General features: G+C 46.7%; 17 protein-coding genes and 2 rRNA genes. 4 read left to right on the plus strand and 15 right to left on the minus strand.

From position 1 onward, the window contains the following. Positions 1–58 precede the first annotated feature (58 nt). Positions 59–2812: a hybrid sensor histidine kinase/response regulator transcription factor gene (locus tag B5F78_RS01205; protein WP_087405746.1), complete on the minus strand. Its 2754-nt coding sequence runs from the start codon at positions 2810–2812 to the stop codon at positions 59–61. A gap of 163 nt (positions 2813–2975) precedes the next feature. Here B5F78_RS01205 and B5F78_RS01210 point away from each other — a divergent pair, with 163 nt between their 5' ends. Genes B5F78_RS01210 through B5F78_RS01220 form a run of 3 tightly spaced genes read left to right on the plus strand, consistent with a single transcriptional unit; the run spans position 2976 to position 4356 of the window. Beyond that, positions 2976–3155: a hypothetical protein gene (locus B5F78_RS01210; RefSeq protein ID WP_022041137.1), complete on the plus strand. Its 180-nt coding sequence runs from the start codon at positions 2976–2978 to the stop codon at positions 3153–3155. After that, entirely contained in the window at positions 3152–3718 is a 567-nt protein-coding gene (locus tag B5F78_RS01215; RefSeq protein WP_087405747.1) for a GNAT family N-acetyltransferase, read from the plus strand. The genes B5F78_RS01210 and B5F78_RS01215 overlap by 4 nt, the downstream gene beginning before the upstream one ends. A gap of 35 nt (positions 3719–3753) precedes the next feature. Next, positions 3754–4356 carry a hypothetical protein gene (locus tag B5F78_RS01220; protein ID WP_022041135.1) on the plus strand — a complete coding sequence of 201 codons (603 nt, stop codon included), beginning with the start codon at positions 3754–3756 and terminating at the stop codon, positions 4354–4356. Between the two features lie 194 nt (positions 4357–4550). Here B5F78_RS01220 and B5F78_RS01225 read toward each other — a convergent pair whose 3' ends face one another. The 7 genes from B5F78_RS01225 to B5F78_RS01255 form a co-directional block, all read right to left on the minus strand. Then, entirely contained in the window at positions 4551–5054 is a 504-nt protein-coding gene (locus B5F78_RS01225; protein ID WP_140399981.1) for an energy transducer TonB, read from the minus strand. A gap of 277 nt (positions 5055–5331) precedes the next feature. Continuing rightward, a complete protein-coding gene (locus tag B5F78_RS17725) occupies positions 5332–5499 on the minus strand; it encodes a hypothetical protein (protein WP_225226289.1) in 168 nt (55 codons plus the stop codon). A 233-nt stretch (positions 5500–5732) separates the two neighbouring features. Beyond that, positions 5733–6620 (minus strand): carbohydrate kinase family protein, encoded by an 888-nt coding sequence (locus B5F78_RS01235; protein WP_087405750.1) that lies wholly within the window; start codon positions 6618–6620, stop codon positions 5733–5735. 164 nt (positions 6621–6784) lie between these two features. Beyond that, positions 6785–7948, minus strand: a complete 1164-nt coding sequence (locus tag B5F78_RS01240; RefSeq protein ID WP_087405751.1) for an MFS transporter — start codon at positions 7946–7948, stop codon at positions 6785–6787. A 10-nt stretch (positions 7949–7958) separates the two neighbouring features. After that, positions 7959–10154, minus strand: coding sequence for an alpha-galactosidase (locus B5F78_RS01245; RefSeq protein WP_430746761.1), 2196 nt, complete (start codon positions 10152–10154; stop codon positions 7959–7961). A gap of 143 nt (positions 10155–10297) precedes the next feature. Next, positions 10298–12163 carry a GH32 C-terminal domain-containing protein gene (locus B5F78_RS01250; protein WP_087209669.1) on the minus strand — a complete coding sequence of 622 codons (1866 nt, stop codon included), beginning with the start codon at positions 12161–12163 and terminating at the stop codon, positions 10298–10300. Positions 12164–12194: 31 nt separating this feature from the next. Further along, positions 12195–14540, minus strand: a complete 2346-nt coding sequence (locus B5F78_RS01255) for a TonB-dependent receptor (RefSeq protein WP_087405752.1) — start codon at positions 14538–14540, stop codon at positions 12195–12197. Between the two features lie 386 nt (positions 14541–14926). On the opposite strand from B5F78_RS01255, the gene B5F78_RS01260 reads away from it, so the two are divergent. Beyond that, complete coding sequence (locus tag B5F78_RS01260; protein ID WP_162608464.1) at positions 14927–15103, plus strand: hypothetical protein; 177 nt, start codon at positions 14927–14929, stop codon at positions 15101–15103. Positions 15104–15286: 183 nt separating this feature from the next. On the opposite strand, the gene der is transcribed toward B5F78_RS01260, so the two are convergent. The 7 genes from der to B5F78_RS01295 all read right to left on the minus strand — a co-directional run. After that, positions 15287–16600, minus strand: coding sequence for a ribosome biogenesis GTPase Der (gene der / locus B5F78_RS01265; RefSeq protein WP_022039216.1), 1314 nt, complete (start codon positions 16598–16600; stop codon positions 15287–15289). 36 nt (positions 16601–16636) lie between these two features. Beyond that, entirely contained in the window at positions 16637–17518 is an 882-nt protein-coding gene (era, locus tag B5F78_RS01270) for a GTPase Era (RefSeq protein ID WP_022039215.1), read from the minus strand. Positions 17519–17599: 81 nt separating this feature from the next. Beyond that, a complete protein-coding gene (locus B5F78_RS01275) occupies positions 17600–18604 on the minus strand; it encodes a beta-ketoacyl-ACP synthase III (RefSeq protein WP_087213358.1) in 1005 nt (334 codons plus the stop codon). Between the two features lie 121 nt (positions 18605–18725). Further along, positions 18726–18911 carry a 50S ribosomal protein L32 gene (gene rpmF / locus B5F78_RS01280; protein ID WP_007565939.1) on the minus strand — a complete coding sequence of 62 codons (186 nt, stop codon included), beginning with the start codon at positions 18909–18911 and terminating at the stop codon, positions 18726–18728. Positions 18912–18927: 16 nt separating this feature from the next. Further along, positions 18928–19440 (minus strand): YceD family protein, encoded by a 513-nt coding sequence (locus B5F78_RS01285; RefSeq protein ID WP_087213360.1) that lies wholly within the window; start codon positions 19438–19440, stop codon positions 18928–18930. A gap of 197 nt (positions 19441–19637) precedes the next feature. Next, positions 19638–19748: ribosomal RNA gene (gene rrf / locus B5F78_RS01290) — 5S ribosomal RNA — on the minus strand. A 57-nt stretch (positions 19749–19805) separates the two neighbouring features. Beyond that, a 23S ribosomal RNA gene (locus B5F78_RS01295) occupies positions 19806–19925 on the minus strand; the annotation flags it as partial.

Genomic DNA, 19925 nt, shown 5'->3' on the forward strand with positions numbered 1-19925 from the left:
GCAGAATGAAGAATTCCATGCGGATGAAAATTCTTCATTCTGCGCAAAGCGCGATTTTTCATTCCTCATTCTTCATTCGCTTCAAGAAGTCGGTAGGGCTTTCGCCGAAGTAGTCTTTATAGCACTTGGTGAAATACGAAGGCGCACTGAAACCTACTTCATACGTTATTTCGGCGATGGTCTTGTCGGTAGAGGCCAGCAGCGATGCGGCACGTTTCAACCGCGCGATGCGGAGCAGTTCGTTGGGCGAGTAACCGGTCAACGCTTTAGACTTCCGGTAAAGCTGGACACGGCTCAGTCCTAATTCTCCGCCCAAGTCTTCCACACTCAAACCCGCATCGCCCAAACGGGCTTCAATCAACTCGCGCAGTTTCTCCACAAAGCCCTTGTCCACCTCGCTGATTGACTCCTGTTTCAGAGCCGAACGGTCGGCAAAGAAGCTTTGCAGACGGCGGCGGTTATCTATCAGGTTCCGCAAGCGCACCTGCAGCAGCTTGGCACTGAAAGGTTTCAGGATGTACGAATCCGCCCCACACTCGTAGCCCTGCACCTTCTGCTCGTCCATCGTATAGGCGGTGAGCATCATCACCGGGATGTGCGAGGTCTGCACTTCCGACTTCAGCCTCCGGCAACACTCCATGCCGTCCATCACCGGCATCATCACGTCGCAGATAATGGCATCGGGCACGTATTTCATCGCCTGCTGAAGCCCTTCCTGCCCGTTGGAGGCCTCCAGCACCCGGTATTCCCTCTCCAGCAGCAACCTGACATAGTCGCGCACATCCTGATTGTCGTCGATGACCAATACCGTTTCATGCCGGTCGTCTTCGCCCGCTTCCGGAGACGCCTGCACCGTTCCCTGACCGGCGGAAAGCACCGCTCCCTCTTTCAGGCTTGCCGGAACCGCCTGCTTCTCCAGCCCTTCGGCAAGCGTGCCCGCCTGCTTCATCGGCATCTCCACCGTAAAGATGGTGCCCTTGCCTTCTGCCGAATCCACCTTCACCGTGCCGCCGTGCATCTCGGTGAAAGCCTTCACCAACGCCAGCCCGATGCCCGAACCGGCATAATGCACGTCTATCTGGTAAAAACGCTCGAAGATGTGCTGCACGTGCTCGGCGGAAATGCCCACTCCGGTATCCGAAACCTGATAGCGCAGCCAGCGTGTCCCCCCGTGCTCGAATTGCGACAAGGCAAGCTCCACCCGTCCGTTCTCGGGCGTGAACTTGAATGCGTTCGACAACAGGTTATACGTTATCCGCTCCAGCTTCCCGGCATCGGCTATCATCGTATATCCCTCATCGGAAGGGGCAGCCGACACCGAGAAATGCACATGCTTGCGATAGGAAAGCGTGCGAAAAGCCTCGGTCCACTCGTTCATCTCCCCGGCGATGTCAAACTCCGAAAGGTACATCTTCAGCTTGCCGCTCTCGAACTTGCGGAAGTCGAGTATCTGATTGACGAGGCGCAATAGCACCGTCACGTTCTTATGCACGATGCGGAGCAGGAAACGCTCGTGCTCGTTCAGGTTTTGGCTTGCCTCCAGCTGGTCGACGGGGTCGGCTATCAGCGTGAGCGGCGTGCGGAAGTCGTGCGACACGTTGGTGAAGAAAGCCAGCTTGGCGTGCGTCGCCTCCTCCAGCTGCTTGGAAAGGCTGATGAGCTGGTCGCGCTGAGCCTCCAGCTGTTTCTTCTGCTCGGACAACTCCACGTTCAGCCGGTTCTTTGTCCAAAAGCCCCGCACGGCGACAAACAACGCGATGCCGAACAACGCCAGCATCACCACGCACGTGTAGAGCAAGACGCGCTGCGAAGCGTAACGGGTGAGGAAATGGTTTATCCGCTTGTCCAGCATGTCTATCTTCTCGTCCAGCTGGCGGATTTGCCCGGTCTGCATCCGCATCACCCGCGCGTTCCCCTTGTTGACCAACGCCGAAGAGAGCGCAACGTCGTGCTCGTAAGGCTTCCCCGTCAGGATAGCCATCGCCGTCTGCATCACCCGGTCGCCGCCGGTAGGATAAATAAAGGTGGCGTCGAGCTGCCCGCTTGCCACCTGCTCCACGCCATATCCCTCGCCCGCCAGCGCGTCGATGCCCACAAACAGCATTTCCTTCTCGCGCCCGTACTTCACCGCCGCCTCGTAGGCACCCGCCGCCATGCGGTCGTTGTGCGCAAACACCATGTCTATCTCCGGAGCGTGCGTCAGGAGCGAGTCGAACACCAGGCGCGCACGGTCGCGCCTCCAGCCGGCATCCACCGAAGCCGTCACCCGTATGTCGGGATACTCGCGCAAAGCGTCCGTCATACCCCGGTGGCGTTCCGCCGCAGGCGTAGAGCCGCGCAGCCCCGTCACCTCCACCACCCCTCCCTTGCCTTGCAGGCGCGAGGCGATGTATTCGCCCACGTTGTAACCAATGGCATAATTGTCGGCGCCGATATACGCCGTATATTGGTTGGAGTGTATCTTCCGGTCGACCAATATCACCGGAATCCCTTTGCTGTATGCCTTCTCGATAACCGGCGTAAGGACATCCGCCTCGTTGGGCGACACCACCAGCAGGTCCACCTTGTTGCGCATCAGCAGTTCGATGTCGTGTATCTGCCGCTTGTTGTCATCGCCCGCGCTGCGGAACACCACTTCCGCCTCGGGATAAAACAACGCCTCGCGCGTGATTTCCCGGTTCATCTGCTCGCGCCACTCGTCGTCGCTGCACTGCGACACGCCGATGACGTACCGCCGTTGCTGTCCGGAGCATCCCGCCAGCAGCGCCAGCAGCAGAAACAAGCTTACCAAGGATATGCAGTTATGCCTCATCGTATCATCCGTTTAAGTTCTTACCGATGCGAAGATACGCATTTCCGGCGTAATTTTCACCACAGATTGCGCAGATTCAGAAAATTAATTGACCGCTCCGCATAATCCGCAACGAATAAATCGCTACCTTTGCGGCAGAATCCATAAAGAGAAAGGAAAAGCTATGGCAAGACCCATCAAAGAAACCCCGATACTCTTCGGGGAAGACGCACGGCGGTTCGAGGAGCGGATGAAGCAAGTCCGCCGGGAAACGCCGGAAGAAAGAGAACAAAGACTGGCTGATTATGCGTTATTTTTAAAGATGCTCGATTTGGGCGAACGTACAAAAAAGAAAAACGTATGAAAGCCAGCCTGCAAACGCCCTTCTCTTCTTACATCGTACGCAAGTTGAGACCTGAAGAAAAAGTAAAATCGTTCGATTGCGGCGATGCCGACTTGAACGATTTTATTTTAAATGAATCCGGATTCTACCAGCAAGCCTTATTGGCGGTTACTTATGTGTTCGAAGCGGCAGATGATGAAAACCACGAACACATAGCTGCATATTTCAGTTTGACAAACGACCGCGTGTCTATGTCTGATTTTCCCACTAAAACGGAATTCAACCGTTTCCGGAGACATCGGTTTGTCAACGAAAAACGGTTGAAAAGCTATCCGGCTGCAAAAATTTGCCGTTTGGCTGTTAGTCAAGAATTAAAAGGACAACACATAGGCGAATTTATAATAAGGTCTATCAAAAGTTACTTCCTCGCCGACAACAAGACCGGCTGCCGTTTCCTCACGGTAGACGCATACGCCGCCGCCATACCTTTCTATTTCAAGCAGAAGTTCGTGCCGCTGACGGCAGAAGACGAGGGAGCCGCCACACGCTTGCTCTACTTCGATCTGAACGACATCGCCGATTAGAACAATCTCAACCCATGCAGTAAACCGGAACAACGATGAAAACACGAATCTTAGGAATGCTCCTGTGCCTCCTCTGCCTGCCGGGCTGCGGAGACAAGGCACAAAAGAGCCACAAAACAGCCGGTTCCGTCCAACAGGAGCAAGCGGACACCATGACTCTCGGCACGTCCGGCTTTCCGAAAGAAATCAAGAAGGCATGGCGCGTCAGCCTGCAAGACAGCATGGTGTATGTGACTCTGATGAATACCGCAGAAGACGGTCGTGAGCTGCAAATGCCATACGGCGTTTTCCCCTGCGAGGTCTTTCATTACGGAAACGGGAGATGGAAAAACGTGACCACCCAACTCGCTCCGTCCGAACAGCATTATAAAAAGAAAGAAGCCTCCACGTCTTACCCTTTCGATTTTCTTCGGGAAAGCGCCCCTGATGACCCCAGCCACATTTATCCCATCCCCAAGCCGGAGACGGAACTTACGGGATACAATTTGGTGGAACTCATACGAACCATTCGTCCGAACGAAACGGCACACTTTTCTTTTCCGCTCTACAACGGCACGACCGATTCGATAGAAAAAGGGCTGTACCGCCTTACCTTTTATATCGACGGAAAGCCTTGCCACATCGTCTTCGAACTCTGAGCTGAAATACCGTTAACCGTCACGCCGATTTACAATCCGGCGTAAATGAGTATAAGGAACCGAAGGTCGACAAAGTCAATTTTAATCCGCTCAGCAGATACCTAACAGAAAGCGGTAACTTAGTCGTTTACCGGATTAAAAATCCTCATACTCGATGCTTGCGGATTGCAAATCCGCAAAAACGGGAGCTTCAGTCACTCAAACCGTACCGTCCACCTCTTTAAGAAATTCACAGGCTTACCCTTTCGTGTTGCTGGAGCAGTGAAACGGGGCAAGTTGGCTATTACTTTGCAGGCAATGGAATCCATACGGGCGGCTACATTGGGACTGGCACCGTTCTCTTCCGCCGATTTTTCAATGATTACCTGACGGACATATCCTTTTTTATCAATAAGGAAAGCAACATCCACTATTCCTTTTCCAAGGTGTACATCGGCTAACTTCTTTTGCACATAATTCTTTAGGTCTATCGATAAAAGCGGATTTTCGGGATCGGAAGTATGTACAGGAAATATGGGGTCTGTAGCATAATTATAAATTGTATCTTTGCCTATCACATAATACGGAGGTGCAGTGTATAAAACGCTGGCAATAAATTCATCTTCCTTTACCGTATCTGCAGGTTGAACATTTTGTTTTTTCCCTCCTTGGCAAGAAAGCAAGACAAGCGATAATAATAAAAAGAAAATCGTTTTCATAGGCACAAAATTTTATACGAACAAATCTACAAAAAATTATCAAATTCTTTTGGAATTTCCATCTTTTCCCTCTAACTTGCCGTGCAAATGAAATAAAAAAATATTGAATATCATCATAGTAGAGACGATGTGCACATCGTCTCTACATAAACGCAGATTGGCGCGGATTCACACGGATTATTTTTTATTTTTAATCCGCGGAAATCCGCGCCAATTTGCGTTTCCTTTCCTCTGTGCGCTTCTGTACGCCTCTGTGGTGAATAAAAATCGAGAAAAGTCAGATATTGCGCATCATTTCATCTAATTTGATGACTTCCACTTTGGAAAACTTCCGATGAAGGTCTTCTTTCCGCAGTTCGTCAAGGCGTTGCTGGTCGAGTATGCCCTCGTCCCAAAGGCGGTCGGACTCTTGGTCGAGCTTCGCTTGGAAATGGCGGGTCAGCACTTCTTGTATCTCGCGTGCGTAGGCTTCGCTGCTGTCGAACGAGAAGAGTTTCAGCTAATGTTGCTGTGCGGGGGTCAAGGTCGTTGCTTCCATAAGTCATTCCTTTCTTTTTGATATCAATGCAAAGATAGCATCTTTCACCACAGATTACACGGATTATTTTATTTACGATTTGACGATTTACGAAGTACGATTTAGGGAAAATAGTAAATCTTAAATCGTCAAATCGTAAATTAAAAACCTTCCGTCAGCCGGGCGGGCAGCACCGGCATCGCGCCATTCTGCGTGCAGACGAATGCCGATGTCTCTACCGCTAACTTATGCGCTTCGGGGATAGGCAAGCCTTTCAATATGGAGGCAACGAAAGCCGCCGTGAACGAGTCGCCGGCACCTACCGTATCTGCCACCTCCACCTTCGGAGTCTCGACGAATGACACTTCGCCCGGAGTGAACACATAGCTTCCGTTTACCCCACAAGTGAGGATAAGCATCTTCAGGTTATACTTGGCAAGGAGAATCCAACATTTGTCTTGCAAATCAATGCCCGGATAGCCGAACATCCGGCTGATGGTAACCAGCTCTTCGTCGTTAATCTTCAGGATGTTGCACTTGCGCATCGAGTTGCAAAGGATTTCTTTGGTATAAAATCCCTGACGCAGGTTGATGTCGAATATCTTATATTGCCCTTCGCCATCGGGCATCGCATCGAGAAAACGGTTGATGGTCTCGCGCGACACCACGCTGCGCTGTGCCAATGAGCCGAAACATACCGCACGGGTCTGACGCGCCAATCCTTCCAATGCAGGAGTAAAAGGGATGTTGTCCCAAGCCACACCTTCCTTGATGTCATAACACGGCACGCCTTCGGCATCCAATTCCACTTGCACCGTCCCTGTTGGATAAGGAACAATCTCCACCATTGTGTTCAACTTCTTCGCACGGAAGTTGTCCAAGATTTCCATTCCTAACTTGTCATCGCCCACAGCACTTACCACACGACTATCCAGACCGAACTGGGAAACGTGATAGGCAAAGTTAGCCGGAGCACCACCTATTTTCTTTCCTTCGGGAAGCACATCCCACAGTGCTTCACCCATTCCTACTACGATTGTATTGTTCATGGCTTTTAAGTTTTTGAGTTTTTAAGTTCTTGAGTTTAAGCATTTATCAAATTGCATGTAGGGGCGTATCGCATACGCCCTGAAAGCATCCGCATGGATTAGTGGACGTATTCGGGCGTATGCGATACGCCCCTACAAAACTTACAAACTCAAGAACTTAAAAACTAACGCTTCAGTTTAAACATATAAATAATCAGATAAATCACTCCTGCCGTCATCACCGCTACGGCACCGCTCTGGCCTACGGCATCGCTGGCGAATCCCATCAGCAGCGGGAAGACCGTGCCGCCGAACAGACCCATAATCATCAAGCCCGAAATCTCGTTCTTCTTGTCGGGCACAGCCAGGAGGGCTTGCGAGAAGACAATGGAGAACACATTCGAATTGCCGAAACCTATCAGGGCTATGGCGATGTAGATGACCGTCAGGTCGGCAGACACGAAGAGCAGCACCATAGCCGCCAGCATACATGCCACGCTAATGCCCAGGAAAGGTTTCGATGCCACTTTCTGAAGAATGACCGCCCCCGAAAGGCAGCCCAGCGTGCGGAAGATGAAGTAAAGGCTCGTGGCGAATCCTGCATCGTCGAGCGGCATGCCCAGGCGTTCCATCAGAATCTTGGGAGCCGTGGTGTTGGTGCCCACATCGATGCCCACGTGGCACATGATGCCGATAAAACACAACAGGATGAACGGACTACCCAGCAACTTCAGGCAGCTTGAAAAGCCGGAAGCCTTATCGGGCGCTTCCTCTTCTATCGGAGTAGCACCCAGCCAAAGGATGGCGATGACGGCTATCGCCATATAGACGGGGAACAGCACGCGCCAGCCCATACCGAACTCGGGAATTGCCTGAGTGGCACCCCACATCGCGATATAAGGGGCAAGGAACGAAGCTATTGCCTTTACGAACTGGCCGAAGGTCAATGAGCTTGCCAGCTTGTCGCCAGCTATAATGTTACTTAACAAGGGATTCAGAGAGGTCTGCATCAAAGCGTTGCCGATGCCCAGCAACGAGAAAGAGCACAGCATGATGCCGTAGCTGTCTCCGAAAAGCGGGAGGAGCAACGATACGAAAGTCACCAGCAGGCTGAGCATCACCGTGCGCTTGCGTCCGATGCGGTTCATCAGCACGCCCGTAGGCACGGAGAATATCAGGAACCAGAAGAACACCAGCGAGGGGAAGATATTCGCTTCCGCGTCGCTCAGGTTCAGGTCTGCCTTCACATAATTGGATGCGATGCCCACCAGGTCGACAAAACCCATGGCGAAGAAGCAAAGCATCACGGGAACCAGTTTCCCGTACTTGATTTGGTTATCTGTTGTCATAAGTCCTCTTTTATTGTGCCACAAACTCTATAACCCGGCTCTGCATCTGCTGGAAGCCGAAAACATCCAACCCAACTTTCATCAGGTAATCGCCTGAATAGACTTTTCCATTTGCTTTCAGCGAAGAAGTGACACCCGGCATCAGATTGATTTCCTTTACCAGATACATCTTTTCGGGGTCAAGCCCTTGCATGCGGACCGCCAACAACTTTTCCTGATAACGCGGATGGATGTCGTAGGCGAACAGCACGGCGCTGGCTTTATCCTCACTCACATAATTGACCGCCATGTGATTGCTTTCATAAGGCGAGACCAACCGGTATTGGCTTCCTTCAAGAATAGCCGGTTTCAGACGGTTCCAATTAGCTACAGCCGCACGGCAATATGCCAATTCATCTTGACTCAACTCATCAAGACCAATATCAAAGCCCAGCTTGCACATCGAAGCCATGTCGGTACGGAACTTGACAGAAGACGCCCTGTTCCAGCTTGTCACATGGGCACACATCGCCTTGGCAGGAAAGAAATGCGAGAAGCCCCATTGGATATAAGCCCGTTCCACAGGGTCTGTATCGTCACTGCACCAAAATTCATCGAAATACTTCAAAGCTTCGTAATCACAACGTGCACCACCTCCAGAACAAAGCATCATGGTTACGTCTGGATAATTTGCATGTACACGCTTCATGACATTATACACTCCACGCACATGGTCTATGTACAAACGTCCCTGGCGTTCTTTTAAGTAAGGAGAATAAATATTGGTTATCGGACTGTTGCAATCCCACTTGAAATAAGCCAACTCCGGATTTTCTTTCATCAGCTTATCCACAACCCCACACACATAATCCTGCACTTCCGGATTACTCAAATCCAATACCAACTGATTGCGATAATAATATCTTTCTCTATTGGGGTAATGAATCGCCCAATCAGGATGTTTCTCGAACAATTCACTTTTGGGATTCACCATTTCCGGCTCTATCCAAATGCCAAACTTCACACCAGCCTGTTTGGCAGATTCAATCAATGCCGGCACGCCTCCGGGCAATTTATCTTGCGTAGCTTCCCAATCGCCTAACCCTGCCTTGTCATCTTTACGTGGGTATTTATTTCCAAACCACCCGTCATCCAGCAAAAATAAGTCTACACCTAAGTCCTTCGCCTCGCGCATCAGTTCAGCCAACAGTTCTTGATTGAAGTTGAAAGCTGTATTTTCCCAATTATTGAGCAAGGTCATACGGTCCCCTGTTCCATTCTTCAACTGATACTTGCGCATCCAGTTCTGCAAGTTACGGCTGCCTTGTCCCGTTCCTTCCGTACTGTATGTAAAGACAAATTCAGGTGTTGCAAAGACCTCTCCACGCTCCAACGGATAGACAGAAGCATACGGATTGATAGCTGGAATGACACGTAAGTTTCCTACATTATCAACCTCGAAGGTAAAGCGGAAATTCCCGGTCCAGCCCAATGTACCCATCAATACATCCCCTTGATTTTCACTGGCTGGCTGATCTAACCCAACCATAAAAAACGGACTGGCATGCATTGCCGCACGGCTTCCCAACTTAGTGTCGACAATCTTCTTTCCCGGTTGAAGCTGCCCGGTGCTCATCTGAGCTTCCTTTGCCCAGTCGCCTGTAAACTCGGTCAGATAATAACTGCCCCTGTTGAAATAAAGCATCGTAGAAGCATACGCCGAAAGATAAACCGGTTTCTTTTCCTGATGCACGATTTCACTCCATGTCTTGATGACATCTTCTTCCGGATATGCCACATAATGCAACGTAACTTCTACCGGATATGCATCATCACGCAACACGATATCGGTTTGCGTTCCCCCTTCCACCTCTTTCATCGAAGATGATACATAATAGAGCCAAGTGGAAGCGTTCCCGTCGTTGTGCGTCACAGCCAATGCCGGTTCGAAGAAATCCTCATTTCCCGAGCCGCTGTACACTTCCCAGCCCCGTTTGCAGACGCTCCCGTCCGAAGCGGCATGTACCGCCCAGTCTAATTCCTTCAAATCGGATTCATGCAATAATTTCTCACCCAGATATGTCTGATACAACCGTCCGTTCTCTGCCACCTGTAACACCAAATCGGTATGATTGGTAGAAATACGGATAACCTGATTTTCGGCTGCCTCTAATGCATTCCCTGCCAAAGCAAGCCCCATTGCAGCACACAATAAATGTCTCATCATAGCCATTCGATTTAATCTATTAAAAAACAACAAACAAAACAACGACACACAAGCGTAGAGTTTCTATTCAGTCTGATTTTCAGGCCATTTCCTCCACGCCTCTGCGTCGTTGCAAATCGTAATAGTAATTATATGGAAATTAATTATAGCCCCAGTTTGTATACTTTCATGTTTGAAACTTGTGCCTCACCACCCTCGGTATAGAAACGGAGCGTATTATACGGTTCGGTAGGGAACACCAGATTTGTCATTGCAATGCGTCCGCCATCCACAAAAATTTCTACCGAACATTTGTCCACAAATACATTCAGGTGGTAAGTCTTGCCTTCGCACAAAGAAAGCGGTGCCCATGTTCCCAACGCAAAATCATTTTGATAATTGACAGACATCGTTTTACGGTGGTCGTCTGTTTCTTTAGCATGCGGTTCCGATTTCTCCCCGAAAGCGACCAGCCCACTTGCCGTACGGTCCATTACCAACTTACCCGACTTCATATCCAGGTAAATCTTTGCGACTTCACCTTTGGCATTCATCAGGTCGAAACCTGCTACACCCGATGTGTTCGGAGTTATATCCATTTCCAATTCGTATGCACCGTCTGTCTGCGGAACAATCTCATCAATCTTATATTCGTCTTTCACCGTAATCGGGTCGAACGAACGGGTATCTTTGCGCAACGCTTCCACTTCCTTCACCACGTCGGCAGCTACATAAATCTGACCGTCCTTGGTGTACAAAGACAATTCACGAGGCAATCCGTTGGCACCCCGATATTGGCGGATTGGGGTCACATTGGCGTATTGCCAGTTGCTCATCCAAGGAATAGAGATGATACGTTCGCCCGTATTCGAAATGCAGACCGCCGCATAATGGTCTTTTCCATAATCCAACCACTTTACGGTTTCAGGTTTCGTATCACATGTAAATTCTTTCCCGTCGAAATCTCCTACAAAATATTCCGTTGCGCTTCCGCCGAACATACATCCCGGATTGATATTGACCAGCATCACCCATTTCATCTTATTCTTATCCCCATCTACAGGCAGCTGAATGAAATCCGGACACTCGAACTGATTGGGCTGTGCACCGTAACCTTTGCCGAAAGCACTCATATATTCCCAGTCCTTCAAATTCTGTGAAGCATAAAAACGCATTTCCTTATCGGCAGAAACAATCATTACCCACTTCTTGTCGGGTTCATACCAAAAGACTTTCGGGTCGCGGAAATCCTTTAAGCCGTCAAACGGGAGCAGCACCGGATTCTTCTCATATTTCGTGTAGGTACGTCCGTCGTCGGTACTGTATGCCATGCATTGTATCTGCCCATGTTCGTCACTTGCCGATGTGTAAAGAGCAATCAAGGCATTGTCACCATAACCAGCCGTATTGTTTTTATCAACCACAGTACTACCGGAAAAGATATGTCCCAGTGTATCGCGGGCAATAGCCGGTTTCAAATGGTTCCAATGGATAAGGTCGGTGCTGACCGAATGCCCCCAGTGCATATTTCCCCACTTGGAGCCGTATGGATTGTATTGGAAATATAAGTGATATTCACCGTCTTTATATACCATGCCATTCGGGTCGTTCATCCAACCGTAAAGCGGAGTATGGTGATAAACAGGACGGTAATAATCAGTATTGCTTGTATCGAACGTATCTGTCAATTGGATATGCTCCCAACATACAGCATCGGCAACCACCTTACGAATTGAAACAGTTGCATCCCCACCTTGCGGAATCTCGAAAGGAACATAATACTCAATGCTATCAACGGCAAGACGGACATCCATTGCCATATCGGCAGGACTTCCGGTCTCCAATTTGACTTTGCCTTCGTTACTTGACTCTTGAATAGGTAACAAGAGATATTTGCCAGGAGCAGAAACGTGTACCACAGTCAAGGTATCTCCTTGGTGCTCAATCGTAAAACCTTTTGGGGACTGACAAGCAACCATGCCGCATGCCAGCATTGTTCCCATTGCGAGATGAATCAGATTCGTTTTCATGGTGTATCTATTTTTCGTTGTAAATATAGTATTAAAATTTCAATTGCGCAGAAAATTCTACGGTAAACGGACGAATATAGCTTCCAGCCATTACATGACCCGCATATTGTCCGGCATCTTCTTTCTCAATCAGTTCGGCACCGGCAATGCTTCCTTTCGCTCCGGTCTGGTTCAGGAAATTAACTACCGTACAGCCCAAAGACAATTTCTTGTTTACCTGCCAGTTCAGTCCGCCGAAAGTTTCCCAACGTCCGTTAAAATAATAAGCATCGTTGATGTTTGCATACGTCTTACTGAAATAACGGAAACTGGTCCAGATTTTCAAGTCTTTCGTAATCATATAACTAGGGTCGATTTCCACAATGACCTGGGGAATCTCGGCTACGATATTGCCTGTTGCATTGATGCTTCCCACATAACCGTCGGGGAAAGTAACCGAAGTCTCGTATTTCTTATAAGTCGGTTTCTGGTAAGTGAACAGGAAGTGAAGATCGAAACCTTTGAACGGCGTAGCAACCACATCGGTAGTCCATCCCAAAGTCTTGATATCGTAAGTCAACGGAGCCGCCATAATCTGGTTCACACCGTTTACGGCATGCTGCAGGTTCAGCGTAGAGTTGTTGTTGGTTTTCGAAATATAAGAGAACAAAGAAGTCAGGCTCAACCAGTCATTGTTATAATAGATACCTACCCGTCCCAACGGTACCGAAATCTTATCGGTATTCGGCGTTGTAGCCGGAGCGAAGTTTTCGATACGCGGATGCTGGGTGATATAAGTAAAGTCTCCGGTAAAACCAAATTGTTTGGTCAATTTGTATGTAGCTGCGGCACTCAATGCATAGTTAAACCAATCATACGAGATAGGCGTAGGAGCAATCTTCACACCGCTCGGACTTGTCGCGCCTATATAATAATTGGCAAAACGGCCGACAAAGTCACCGTTGGCATCTTTTACCGCCAGGTTTTCACCACGCAACGCCTGATATTCCAGACGTGCCCCGTAATACAAATTAAGGTTATCTGTTATGTCCCAATCGTGGGTGAAATATATAGCAAGTTTGTTTTCGTGTCCTTTATAATATTCTGAAGCGTTCTTATTGAAATCGTAATAATAGCCATTTCCGCTATATGAACGGTCGGCATAAGTAGCATAATCGGCATTGAACAGACGTACCGGATAGCTTCCATCCATTGGCACCGACTGGTCATACATCGTCGTATTCGAAGTGTAATCCACATCATAATACCATTCATTCACACCCAAACGCCACGTGCCACTATTCACCTTGCGTGACAGTTCGGTCGTAAACATAAATTCGTCTATGAAGCCACGGTTCAGACACGACATACGGCTCTGTACATACTCGCCATCGTATGCCTGCATGCTTCCGTCTTCGGCTTCATACAAATAATTGATGCCCGCTTCGTTCTGGTCAAGCGACATCGGGGTCTGATAAACCAGTGAGCCGGTAGCATGGTCATATTTCACAATCGTTTTCCATTGCAGCCCGTTATCCCATTTATAGTCGTTCATCAAGACAAACTCGCTTCCCTTATTCTGAGTGGCATCATACAGATTGGTCTTATGCACTTGTCCAGTCCGCATATCCCGATACATCATTTCATTGTCAACAGGCAAATAAGAAGTCGTACCCAATGCAAACTTGCCGAATTCCTTTACGCTTCCATCGCCTACATAAATAAAAGGAGCCGATTGTGTGGCATAATTATATACCGGATGGCTATTGCTATAATGATACATAGCCGTAAACTCGCCCCGGTTATCATGATAACGTTTTGTCAGAGCGAATTTGTATATCTGCGTACGGTCTTGAAACGGAGTAGACTTAATTTTAAATGTTCCCGGGTCAAAGTCCTGGTAGATACTTCCACTGTAAAACCAGTCTTTGGCTATCTCCCCGTTCAGGTTCAACGAAATCTCGTGCATGCCGAAATGGTTTGCCTTATAATTCAATGTTCCGTGAAATCCTTTCTGCCCCAATTGGGTGAAAGAATTGACCGCATAACCGATATTGCCGGTTGTAATCGCCGTTTCTGAAATCTTCAACAAGCCGACATGGCTTAAACTGGCATCAGCACGCCACAATGAATTCACACTATGCGGATTCGTAGCATACGTTACGGGGATACCATTTTCTAACACATTGACATCCGCCGACGGAAGTCCGATTTGAATCTCACGAGGACCGTTGGCACTTGCCGCATTCAGCATGACGTTCCGATTCCCTTCTTCTTTCGAAGATTCACCTTTAGAAGAATTATCTTCCTGGGCATGGGCATTTGCACAAGCTAAAGCAAGCAGCAAAACTGCCGCATTCATCCGATGAAATGAAAACTTTTTCTTACCTGCTTTCATGGTATTACAATTTTAATAGCACAAACAATAAATGATTTTTGTGCAGCAAATGTAGCAAGCAATGCAAAAGCGGTATAAAAGAAATGTTTCATCTTCAAGCAAATATGTTTCCATGTAACATTTTTGCTAAAAGATGAAACATAATTGATAACAAGAAAGCTATTCTGAGAAAACGTTCACGCAATTAAACGGCGTTTCTATTTATCTGCATAGTGCTTGCCATTCCAGTCCTCGCATAATCCTAAGATACCAGGACTGCAGTCCTACTACTAATAGGACTGCAGTTTCTACTCCTCAACACAGCAATCCTAATTAGGGAGGACTGAAAACGGAGTTATATGGAACGTTTCAAACAGTTTTATTCAGAAACTGTTTGAAATTATCGTATGCTGATTTGGGATGAGTTTTTGAGGCATTTCCGCTTGTGCAATGAGGAGGATAGCAGGCTATCTGACGAAGAACAGGAGCGAAAAAGACCAAGAAATCGCCCAAAGCACACACGAAAACGGATACATCAAGACAAGAAAAACTTTTTGGAGAAATTCAAAACAGCTTCTAAATAAAAAGACGATCCTCCCTGATGAATATAAAATGAATGTCTGCAACCAGCCCCAATAATGATGCACAACTGAAGTATATCTTCACCTCAGGGGAGCATACAGGCCGGATGCAAACATTCATTCAAAATAATCTTTCCTAGAATGTATCAGCTCATCTTCGCATTGTTTCCAAACTTTGACAGGACTTTATTTCTGCCTGATAAAGATATTGACTGGTGTTCCTGAGAGCTTCCAACGTTGACGAATCTGATTTTCCAAAAAACGCTTATAAGGTTCTTTTACGTACTGCGGCAAATTGGCAAAGAACACAAAAGAAGGTATCTGCGTATTAGGCAACTGGGTAATGTACTTAATCTTGATATATTTACCCTTATTTGAAGGAGGTGGATATGCCTCGATTACAGGCAGCAACGCTTCGTTCAAACGGGCAGTAGGAATACGTGTCATACGTGCCTGAAATACATCTTTAGCTGCTTCGAGAACCTTGAAGATGCGTTGCTTGGTAAGCGCCGAAGCAAAAATTATAGGAAAATCGGTGAACGGAGCCAAACGTTTACGCACAGCATCTTCGAAAAATTTCATCACCTTGACCGACTTGTCTTCTACCAAATCCCACTTGTTGACAACCACAACCAATCCTTTCTGGTTGCGTTGAACCAAAGATACGATATTCAAATCTTGTCCTTCAATACCACGGGTAGCATCCAACATCAGGATGCAGACATCTGAGTTTTCGATGGCACGGATGGAACGGATAACCGAATAGTATTCCAAATCTTCATTCACCTTGTTTTTCTTCCGGATTCCTGCCGTATCAACCAAGTAAAAATCGAAGCCGAACTTGTCATAACGGGTATAGATAGAATCGCGGGTGGTACCGGCTATTTCGGTCACGATATTCCGCTCCTCGCCAATAAATGCATTCACAATCGATGACTTGCCCGCATTAGGACGCCCCACTACGGCAAAGCGAGGAATATCTTCGTCAATCAATTCGCCTGCTTCTTTTCTAAACTTGCTCAGTACCAAATCAAGCAAATCTCCCGTTCCGCTTCCACTTAAAGCTGAAACACAATACGGGTCACCCAATCCTAACGAATAAAACTCGGCAGCATTGTATTGCAAATTGTTATTGTCGGTCTTGTTGGCCACCACAATAACAGGGGTTTTCGAACGGCGAAGAATATCTGCCACATCCATATCCAGATCAGTCACTCCATTCATAACATCTACCACAAACAAGATGACATCGGCCTCTTCCATTGCCAATACCACTTGTTTACGGATTTCTTCTTCGAAAATATCGTCCGAATTAACTACCCATCCTCCGGTATCAACCACCGAAAACTCCTTTCCTTGCCACTCCGACTTACCATACTGGCGGTCGCGGGTCGTACCGGCCTGTTCATTCACAATAGCCTGACGGGTCTTCGTCAGACGATTAAACAGTGTCGACTTTCCCACATTGGGACGTCCTACGATTGCTACTAAATTTCCCATATACTTCTTAAATGTTTACGGCTGTCACAGCCGAAATTAATCTAACTGATAACCAAAATTCTTGAGCTCTTTATCAGAACTACGCCAATCTTTGTCTACCTTCACAAAGGTTTCCAGATAAATAGATTTCTGGAAGAAATGTTCCAATGTTTTACGCGCTTCGGTAGCCACTTTCTTCAGAGCTTTGCCTTGATGACCAATAATAATACCTTTCTGTGATTCACGTTCAACATAAATGACTGCATTGATGTGAATGCTTTTAGCTTCTTCCTTAAAACGTTCGACCACCACTTCTACCGAATAAGGGATTTCCTTGTCATAATACAGCAAAATCTTTTCGCGGATAATCTCTGTTACAAAAAAACGAGCAGGCTTGTCTGTCCATTGGTCTTTTCCGAAATAAGGAGGAGAATCGGGCAACAGTTCTCTGATGCGCTTCATCACCACATCAATGTTGAACTTCGCCTTAGCAGATACAGGAATAATTTCTGCACTGGGTAACATGTCGTGCCATTCTTCCACTAATTTCACCAGATTCTCCTGATTGGTCAGGTCTATTTTATTGATGAGTAACAAAACTGGAACTTTTAAATTTCGCACTTTTTCCATAAAATCAGCATGTTTGTCTGCCTTTTCTATGGCATCCGTCACATACAGCAAGATATCCGCATCAACCAATGCCGACTCGGAAAAATTCAACATTGATTCTTGCAACTTATAGTTCGGCTTCAAGACTCCCGGGGTATCGGAAAACACAATCTGCATGTCGTCCGTATTCAAGATTCCCATAATACGATGACGGGTAGTCTGTGCCTTAAACGTAGCAATGGAGATACGTTCGCCCACAAACAAATTCATCAATGTAGACTTGCCTACATTAGGATTGCCCACGATATTTACAAATCCAGCTTTATGCATACTCTATTTATTTATCTACTATACAAAAAAACGCATCGGGTCGGGATGCGTTTTCTTGTATTATATTCATTTGTTCCACGTTCAAATTTTATCACCATCATACCCCCACTTCACATACGAAGCACCCCAGGTAAATCCGGCACCAAATGCTGTGAAAATTATATTGTCGCCTTTTTTCAATTGCTTTTCATAGTCCCATAAACAAAGCGGTAATGTCCCGGCACTGGTGTTACCATAGCGCTGAATATTAATCATCACTTTGCTTAAAGGCACTTCCAAGCGAGATGCCACAGCATCAATGATACGCAAATTTGCTTGATGCGGCACAATCCAGTCAATGTTGTCCTTGCTCAGACCATGTTTCTTCGCAATCTGTTCAGTGACATCAGACATGTAAGATACAGCATACTTAAACACAGTCCTACCTTCTTGATACAGGTAATGCATCTTATTATCAATAGTGAAATAAGAAGGAGGGCATACCGAACCACCCGCTTTCATGTGAAGAAAAGGCAATCCTTTGCCGTCCGTACGCAATATAGAATCCATAATACCGAAATCCTCAGTAGTAGCTTCTACCATACAAGCTGCTGCCCCATCACCAAAAATAGGACAAGTGGCACGGTCGGAATAATTCACCATTGAAGACATCTTGTCCGCACCCACAATTATGATTTTTTTATGACGACCAGACTGAATCATACTTGCAGCTGTTTCCATTGCAAATAAAAAGCCACTACAAGCTGCCTGCAAATCAAATGCGTATGCATTCTTCAATCCCAATTTATCACACAAGATTGAAGCCGTAGAAGGGAAATGATAGTCAGGAGTTGTAGTAGCCACAATTACACAGTCAATCGAATCCGGATCAGAATCGGTTTTTTGCATCAATTGCTTAGCTGCCTTACGTGCCAAATAAGAGGTACCCAGACCTTCTTCATTCAAAATACGTCTTTCCTTAACTCCAATACGAGTCATAATCCACTCATCGTTGGTATCGACCATTCGCGACAACTCCTCGTTTGTCAACACATAGTCGGGTACATAACCACCGACTCCTGTTATTACTGCATTTATTTTCTCCATCATTTCTGTTTTTAGTTTATGAAATATAAAAAAAACAGCCGAAGAGCCGAAAGCTCTCCGGCTTTATTCTTAATTGAACTTCATAAACATTTGTTCAACAAAGCTTTCTCTCTATTCAGATTTAGAGAGCAGCCTCTTTTTCGATTGCTAACTTTCCTCTGTAATAACCGCAAGCTCCACATACTGTGTGATATACATGCCATGCACCACAATTCGGGCAAATAGCCAACGTAGGAGCAACTGCTTTATCATGAGTTCTTCTCTTAGCAGTTCTTGTCTTTGATTGTCTTCTTTTAGGATGTGCCATTTTTTTAACGTTTTATTTAATTATTATCTAATATTTTTTTCAATCCATTCCATCGCGGATCAATAGTATCATACTCTGAAACCTGACCGCTATCAGAAGCTAGAGATTCATCTTCCTCCACACACAGATGCTGATGTAAAACAGTCATCATCTCCTGATTGCATTCACCAGACTCATGCACCCGTTGCATCGGTAAACTCAACTCTATAAACTCGTATAAAAACCATGACAGGTCAATATATCCTTCTTCTTCTGGAACAATAACCCATTCTTCTTCATCAGAAAAACAGGTTCCAAACTTCACTTTCAATGTATTTATCGTATCTACAGCAATACCCACATCATCCAGACAACGATCACAAGGAACTACTGCTGTACCTACAATATGAAAATCCAGTATAAAATTTCCTGCCAATTTCCGAATATTCACATTGGCATGCAATTTACCTTTTCGTATATCAGGAGCATCTATACTTTGAAAAAAAGTATCGTCAAGATTATATTCATACGAACATGCATCTTGCATCATGTCCCTCAAATTTACCTTATATGTATCAAGCGTTTCCAAAATACAACACTATATAAATCGGGCAGCAAAGATACAAATAATAATTGATATTCCCTAATTCAAGGAATATATTTTTTCCACCTTCAATATTATATACCCGATCTGAAATAAAAAAAGGGGTTTCCGGCAAAATGCATCCGCACTTGCCAGAAACCCCAAAACGGCGGCTACCTACTCTCCCACTGTTACGCAGTACCATCGGCGTGACGAAGCTTAACTTCTCTGTTCGGAATGGGAAGAGGTGGAACCTTCGTGCCATAGCCACCTTAATGCCATGAAGGAAAAGTGACCTGCGACAGGCAACCAACAAACTATACAATAGACACGCCGCGAAAGTCTCGGGCAATTAGTAATGCTCGGCTGTGGTGTCTCCACCTATACACCTGCATCCTATCAACGTCATCGTCTATGACGACCCTCAGGGAAATCTAATCTTGCGGAAGGCT

The sequence above is a fragment of the Bacteroides sp. An279 genome, assembly GCF_002159615.1.
GTDB lineage: Bacteria > Bacteroidota > Bacteroidia > Bacteroidales > Bacteroidaceae > Phocaeicola > Phocaeicola intestinalis.

Excerpts from the sequence above, each read along its gene's own strand:
- B5F78_RS01205 (WP_087405746.1), bottom strand. The coding sequence starts at position 2,812 with ATGAGGCATAACTGCATATCCTTGGTAAGCTTGTTTCTGCTGCTGGCG.
- B5F78_RS01210 (WP_022041137.1), top strand. The coding sequence starts at position 2,976 with ATGGCAAGACCCATCAAAGAAACCCCGATACTCTTCGGGGAAGACGCA.
- B5F78_RS01215 (WP_087405747.1), top strand. The coding sequence starts at position 3,152 with ATGAAAGCCAGCCTGCAAACGCCCTTCTCTTCTTACATCGTACGCAAG.
- B5F78_RS01220 (WP_022041135.1), top strand. The coding sequence starts at position 3,754 with ATGAAAACACGAATCTTAGGAATGCTCCTGTGCCTCCTCTGCCTGCCG.
- B5F78_RS01225 (WP_140399981.1), bottom strand. The coding sequence starts at position 5,054 with ATGAAAACGATTTTCTTTTTATTATTATCGCTTGTCTTGCTTTCTTGC.
- B5F78_RS01235 (WP_087405750.1), bottom strand. The coding sequence starts at position 6,620 with ATGAACAATACAATCGTAGTAGGAATGGGTGAAGCACTGTGGGATGTG.
- B5F78_RS01240 (WP_087405751.1), bottom strand. The coding sequence starts at position 7,948 with ATGACAACAGATAACCAAATCAAGTACGGGAAACTGGTTCCCGTGATG.
- B5F78_RS01245 (WP_430746761.1), bottom strand. The coding sequence starts at position 10,154 with ATGATGAGACATTTATTGTGTGCTGCAATGGGGCTTGCTTTGGCAGGG.
- B5F78_RS01250 (WP_087209669.1), bottom strand. The coding sequence starts at position 12,163 with ATGAAAACGAATCTGATTCATCTCGCAATGGGAACAATGCTGGCATGC.
- B5F78_RS01255 (WP_087405752.1), bottom strand. The coding sequence starts at position 14,540 with ATGAAAGCAGGTAAGAAAAAGTTTTCATTTCATCGGATGAATGCGGCA.
- B5F78_RS01260 (WP_162608464.1), top strand. The coding sequence starts at position 14,927 with ATGCTGATTTGGGATGAGTTTTTGAGGCATTTCCGCTTGTGCAATGAG.
- der (WP_022039216.1), bottom strand. The coding sequence starts at position 16,600 with ATGGGAAATTTAGTAGCAATCGTAGGACGTCCCAATGTGGGAAAGTCG.
- era (WP_022039215.1), bottom strand. The coding sequence starts at position 17,518 with ATGCATAAAGCTGGATTTGTAAATATCGTGGGCAATCCTAATGTAGGC.
- B5F78_RS01275 (WP_087213358.1), bottom strand. The coding sequence starts at position 18,604 with ATGGAGAAAATAAATGCAGTAATAACAGGAGTCGGTGGTTATGTACCC.
- rpmF (WP_007565939.1), bottom strand. The coding sequence starts at position 18,911 with ATGGCACATCCTAAAAGAAGACAATCAAAGACAAGAACTGCTAAGAGA.
- B5F78_RS01285 (WP_087213360.1), bottom strand. The coding sequence starts at position 19,440 with ATGATGCAAGATGCATGTTCGTATGAATATAATCTTGACGATACTTTT.